The sequence below is a fragment of the Acetivibrio sp. MSJd-27 genome (genome assembly GCF_018918095.1).
In the GTDB taxonomy this organism is placed as follows: Bacteria; Bacillota; Clostridia; order UMGS1840; family HGM11507; genus HGM11507.
On record NZ_JAHLPV010000071.1, the window covers coordinates 1 to 5,550 of the forward strand.

Sequence of the window (5,550 nt, forward strand, 5' to 3'; positions counted from 1 at the left end):
AACTCGGCAGCTATCTACTTTCCCGGGCAGTCTCCCGCCAAGTATCATCGACGTGTAAGAGCTTAACTTCCGTGTTCGGTATGGGAACGGGTGTACCCTCTTAGCTATCGCTACCGAGTGTGGTTAAAAGTATGTGCTTTTCATGCACAACACCTTCAAAACTGAACACTGTTTTCCATTCTCAGATATCTTTCCACGCATTGCATGTTTTATGCACACATTTCTGTATGCCTTCATAGGGCTTTAAAGCCTAAAATGCTTTGGTCAAGCCCTCGGTCTATTAGTACCGGTCAGCTCCATACATTACTGCACTTCCACCTCCGGCCTATCAAACATGTAGTCTACATGTGACCTTACCAGCTTTCGCTGTGGGAGATCTTATCTTAAGGGGGGCTTCACGCTTAGATGCCTTCAGCGTTTATCCCGTCCGTACGTAGCTACCCAGCTATGCTCTTGGCAGAACAACTGGTGCACCAGTGGTACGTCCATCCCGGTCCTCTCGTACTAAGGACAGCTCCTTTCAAATCTCCTGCGCCCACGACAGATAGGGACCGAACTGTCTCACGACGTTCTGAACCCAGCTCGCGTACCGCTTTAATGGGCGAACAGCCCAACCCTTGGAACCGACTACAGCTCCAGGATGCGATGAGCCGACATCGAGGTGCCAAACCTCCCCGTCGATGTGGACTCTTGGGGGAGATCAGCCTGTTATCCCCAGGGTAACTTTTATCCGTTGAGCGACGGCAATTCCACTCTCTACCGCCGGATCACTAACTCCAACTTTCGTTACTGCTCGAGATGTCTCTCTCGCAGTTAGGCTAGCTTCTGCGTTTACACTCTGCGTACGATTTCCGACCGTACTGAGCTAACCTTTGAGCGCCTCCGTTACTCTTTCGGAGGCGACCGCCCCAGTCAAACTGCCCACCTGACAGTGTCCCGTCACCAGCTTATGGCGTCCGGTTAGAAATTCAATATTTTAAGAGTGGTATCCCAACGGCGGCTCCTCACAGACTGGCGTCCATGTCTCTCAGCCTCCCACCTATCCTGTACATAAAATACCGAATCTCAATATCAAGCTACAGTAAAGCTCCATGGGGTCTTTCCGTCTAGTCGCGGGTAACCGGCATCTTCACCGGTACTACAATTTCACCGGGCGTGTTGTTGAGACAGCGTCCAAATCGTTACGCCTTTCGTGCGGGTCAGAACTTACCTGACAAGGAATTTCGCTACCTTAGGACCGTTATAGTTACGGCCGCCGTTTACTGGGGCTTAAGTTCTTTGCTTCGGGTTACCCCTAACAAATCCCCTTAACCTTCCAGCACCGGGCAGGCGTCAGCCCCTATACTTCGTCTTTCGACTTAGCAGAGACCTGTGTTTTTGGTAAACAGTCGCTTGGACCTATTCTCTGCGGCCTGCCGTAGCAGGCTCCCCTTTTCCCGAAGTTACGGGGTCATTTTGCCGAGTTCCTTAACAACACTTCTCCCGCTGGTCTTAGGATTCTCTCCTCACCCACCTGTGTCGGTTTACGGTACGGGCACCTAATCCACATATATGGCTTTTCTCGTCAGTGTGATTTCGCCTGCTTCGCTACTTATTTTCGCTCCCTTTCGCCCGGGTCTACCAACGCCCGGGTCAGGCTCCTCTCCTGCGTCCCCATATATGTTATCGATTTCGGCGGCTACGGAATATCTACCGTATGTGCATCGACTACGCCTTTCGGCCTCGCCTTAGCTCCCGGCTTACCTTGAGCGGACGAACCTTCCTCAAGAAACCTTAGGTTTTCGACCATTATGATTCTCACATAATTCTCGCTACTCATTCCGGCATTCTCTCTTCTGTACAGTCCACATGTCCTTCCGGTCATACTTCTCCCCATACAGAAAGCTCCTCTACCACTCACAGTGCACATTTAAGACATACGCTTTATCCTTTCGGACAATTTGATGCCATGCTTCGCATGCCATGTGCTTTGCCTTGTGCATATCTTAAATGTGCACTGCGAATCCCAAGCTTCGGTATACATTTTAGCCCCGTTAAATTTTCGGCGCAGGATCACTCGACCAGTGAGCTATTACGCACTCTTTAAATGTGTGGCTGCTTCTAAGCCAACATCCTGGTTGTTTTCGCAATCCCACATCCTTCTCCACTTAAATGTATTTTGGGACCTTAGCTGTGGGTCTGGGCTGTTTCCCTTTTGACAATGAGACTTATCTCACATTGTCTGACTCCCATACATCATCTATACGGCATTCTTAGTTTGATAGGGTTCGGTAACCTGGTGAGGCCCCTAGCCCATTCAGTGCTTTACCTCCGTTAGATTAATATGAGGCTAGCCCTAAAGCTATTTCGAGGAGAACCAGCTATCTCCGAGTTCGATTAGAATTTCTCCGCTATCCACAGGTCATCCGCTCCTTTTTCAACAGAAGTCGGTTCGGACCTCCACATGATTTTACTCACGCTTCATCCTGCCCATGGATAGGTCACTCGGTTTCGGGTCGTATATCACTAACTTTTCGCGCTTTTCACACTCGGTTTCCCTTCGGCTCCGATACTGAATATCTTAACCTTGCTAGTAACATACACTCGCCGGACCGTTCTACAAAAAGTACGACATCGGGCTTTAACGCCCTTTGTCTGCTTGTAAACATAGGGTTTCAGGTTCTTTTTCACTCCCCTCCCGGGGTTCTTTTCACCTTTCCCTCACGGTACTGCTTCACTATCGGTCATTAGGTAGTATTTAGGCTTGGATGGTGGTCCACCCGGCTTCACACCAGATTCCTCGTGTCCGGTGCTACTCTGGATACTGTCAGCCTCTCTCCGTTTTCAAATACGGGACTCTCACCCTCTCTGGTTTGCCTTCCCAGGCAATTCTTCTAACGTTAAGAGTGCCTTTTACAGTCCTCAACCCCAATGGTATTGCTACCACTGGTTTGGCCTCTTGCCCGTTCGCTCGCCGCTACTTGGGCAATCTCAATTGATTTCTCTTCCTCCGCTTACTTAGATGTTTCAGTTCAGCGGGTTACCTCTGTTAAGCTATGGATTCACTTAACAGTAACAGATATCTCTTCTGTTGGGTTTCCCCATTCGGAAATCCACGGTTCAAGGCCTATTTGCGGCTCCCCGTGGCTTATCGCAGCTTGTCACGTCCTTCTTCGGCTCCTAATGCCAAGGCATTCTCCCTATGCTCTTTCTAGCTTGACCTTTATGCTTAAATCTCTAATGTATTACATTCAGATTTCAGCTACTCGCTTCTAGTCTTCAAGCCTTATCTTTGATAACATTTGATATCTTCTATGGTTGCAATGTTCAGTTTTCAAGGTGCTTTGTGAATACTCCCGCTAACTAAAAAAAGCTTCTCGGGTTCCTCGGGCTTCGGGTTCTTTTCCCTTTTCCCTTCCTATTCCTCAGAATAGTTTGGTGGGCTTAAGTGGACTCGAACTATCGGCCTTTGATGGCTTAAGTGACAAATGAATTTGTCACATGTTCGGTCTTGTTCGCTTAATCCCTTATCATCCTTTGCAGAATGATAATGGTGGGCTTAAGTGGACTCGAACCACCGACCTCACGCTTATCAGGCGTGCGCTCTAACCTGCTGAGCTATAAGCCCATTTTGGTGGAGATGAGGAGAGTCGAACTCCTGACCCCCTGCTTGCAAGGCAGGTGCTCTCCCAACTGAGCTACACCCCCGTGTATTCACTTCTTCTCAGTTCTCTAGTTCACAATTGTTCCTTCTTACCCGCTTGTGCGGTTTAAAGGCACATTCGTGCCCCAGTCCCTGAAAATTAAACAACATGACGTGCCTATTCAATTACTCCTTAGAAAGGAGGTGATCCAGCCGCACCTTCCGATACGGCTACCTTGTTACGACTTCACCCCAATCATCAATCCCACCTTCGACTGCGCCCTCCCTAAGGTTAGGCTACAGGCTTCGGGTGTTACCGACTCTCATGGTGTGACGGGCGGTGTGTACAAGACCCGGGAACGTATTCACCGCGACATTCTGATTCGCGATTACTAGCAATTCCGTCTTCATACAGGCGAGTTTCAGCCTGCAATCTGAACTGAGACCATGTTTTGGGATTTGCTCCGCCTCGCGGCTTCGCTCCCCGTTGTTAATGGCCATTGTAGTACGTGTGTAGCCCAGGACATAAGGGGCATGATGATTTGACGTCATCCCCACCTTCCTCCGATTTGTCATCGGCAGTCTCGCTAGAGTGCCCACCTTTATGTGCTGGCAACTAACGATAAGGGTTGCGCTCGTTGCGGGACTTAACCCAACATCTCACGACACGAGCTGACGACAACCATGCACCACCTGTCACCTCTGCTCCGAAGAGAAACGCTATCTCTAGCGCGGTCAGAGGGATGTCAAGCCCTGGTAAGGTTCTTCGCGTATCTTCGAATTAAACCACATACTCCACTGCTTGTGCGGGTCCCCGTCAATTCCTTTGAGTTTCAACCTTGCGGTCGTACTCCCCAGGTGGAATACTTATTGTGTTGACTGCGGCACAGGGGGAGTCGATACCCCCTACACCTAGTATTCATCGTTTACAGCGTGGACTACCAGGGTATCTAATCCTGTTTGCTCCCCACGCTTTCGCGCCTCAGCGTCAGTTACCGTCCAGAAAGCCGCCTTCGCCACTGGTGTTCCTCCTAATATCTACGCATTTCACCGCTACACTAGGAATTCCGCTTTCCTCTCCGGCACTCAAGACATACAGTTTCAAATGCAGCCCCGGGGTTGAGCCCCGGTATTTCACATCTGACTTATCTGCCCGCCTACACGCCCTTTACACCCAGTAATTCCGGACAACGCTCGCCACCTACGTATTACCGCGGCTGCTGGCACGTAGTTAGCCGTGGCTTCCTCCTTTGGTACCGTCATTCTTCTTCCCAAAAGACAAAAGTTTACAACCCGAAGGCCTTCTTCCTTCACGCGGCGTTGCTGCGTCAGGGTTTCCCCCATTGCGCAATATCCCCCACTGCTGCCTCCCGTAGGAGTCTGGACCGTTTCTCAGTTCCAATGTGGCCGTTCAACCTCTCAGTCCGGCTACCAATCGTTGCCTTGGTGGGCCGTTACCCCTCCAACTAGCTAATTGGACGCGAGCCCATCTTAAGGCACCTCAGTTTTGATATATCTACCATGCGGTAAATATATTTTATGCGGTATTAGCACAGGTTTCCCTGTGTTATCCCCCTCCTTAAGGCAGGTTGCTCACGCGTTACTCACCCGTCCGCCGCTCTCCTCTTCCTTCTTCGCCCCGAAGGGCTCCAATGGAAGATTCTCGCTCGACTTGCATGTGTTAGGCACGCCGCCAGCGTTCGTCCTGAGCCAGGATCAAACTCTTAAATAAATTCTTTATCTAATCCGTTTTCTTTCCTTGCTTTAAACGAAACTGACATCCTGTTTGTTCTTACGGAAAGTCTCCTTCCCCTTTAAACAAACTTTGTTTGTCGTTTCCTTTTTACTCGTTTCTACTTGAGTTGTACTTGTTTTTAAACTCTAAGTTATTGCTAGGACCGTCATGTTGTTCAATTTTCAAGGACCGG

2 tRNA genes and 3 rRNA genes are annotated in these 5,550 nt (G+C 49.7%); all 5 read right to left on the minus strand.

Going from position 1 to position 5,550, the window contains the following annotated elements:
* Position 1 precedes the first annotated feature (1 nt).
* The 5 genes from rrf to KQI32_RS12940 all read right to left on the minus strand — a co-directional run bounded on the left by rrf (position 2) and on the right by KQI32_RS12940 (position 5,354).
* Positions 2–118, minus strand: a 5S ribosomal RNA gene (rrf, locus tag KQI32_RS12920).
* A 142-nt stretch (positions 119–260) separates the two neighbouring features.
* A 23S ribosomal RNA gene (locus KQI32_RS12925) occupies positions 261–3,201 on the minus strand.
* 329 nt (positions 3,202–3,530) lie between these two features.
* A tRNA-Ile gene (locus KQI32_RS12930) sits at positions 3,531–3,607 on the minus strand.
* A 4-nt stretch (positions 3,608–3,611) separates the two neighbouring features.
* Positions 3,612–3,687: transfer RNA gene (locus KQI32_RS12935), tRNA-Ala, on the minus strand.
* Positions 3,688–3,819: 132 nt separating this feature from the next.
* Positions 3,820–5,354 (minus strand): 16S ribosomal RNA (locus tag KQI32_RS12940).
* Together the 16S, 23S and 5S rRNA genes with 2 tRNA genes alongside form the textbook arrangement of a ribosomal RNA operon.
* Between the last annotated feature and the right edge of the window lie 196 nt (positions 5,355–5,550).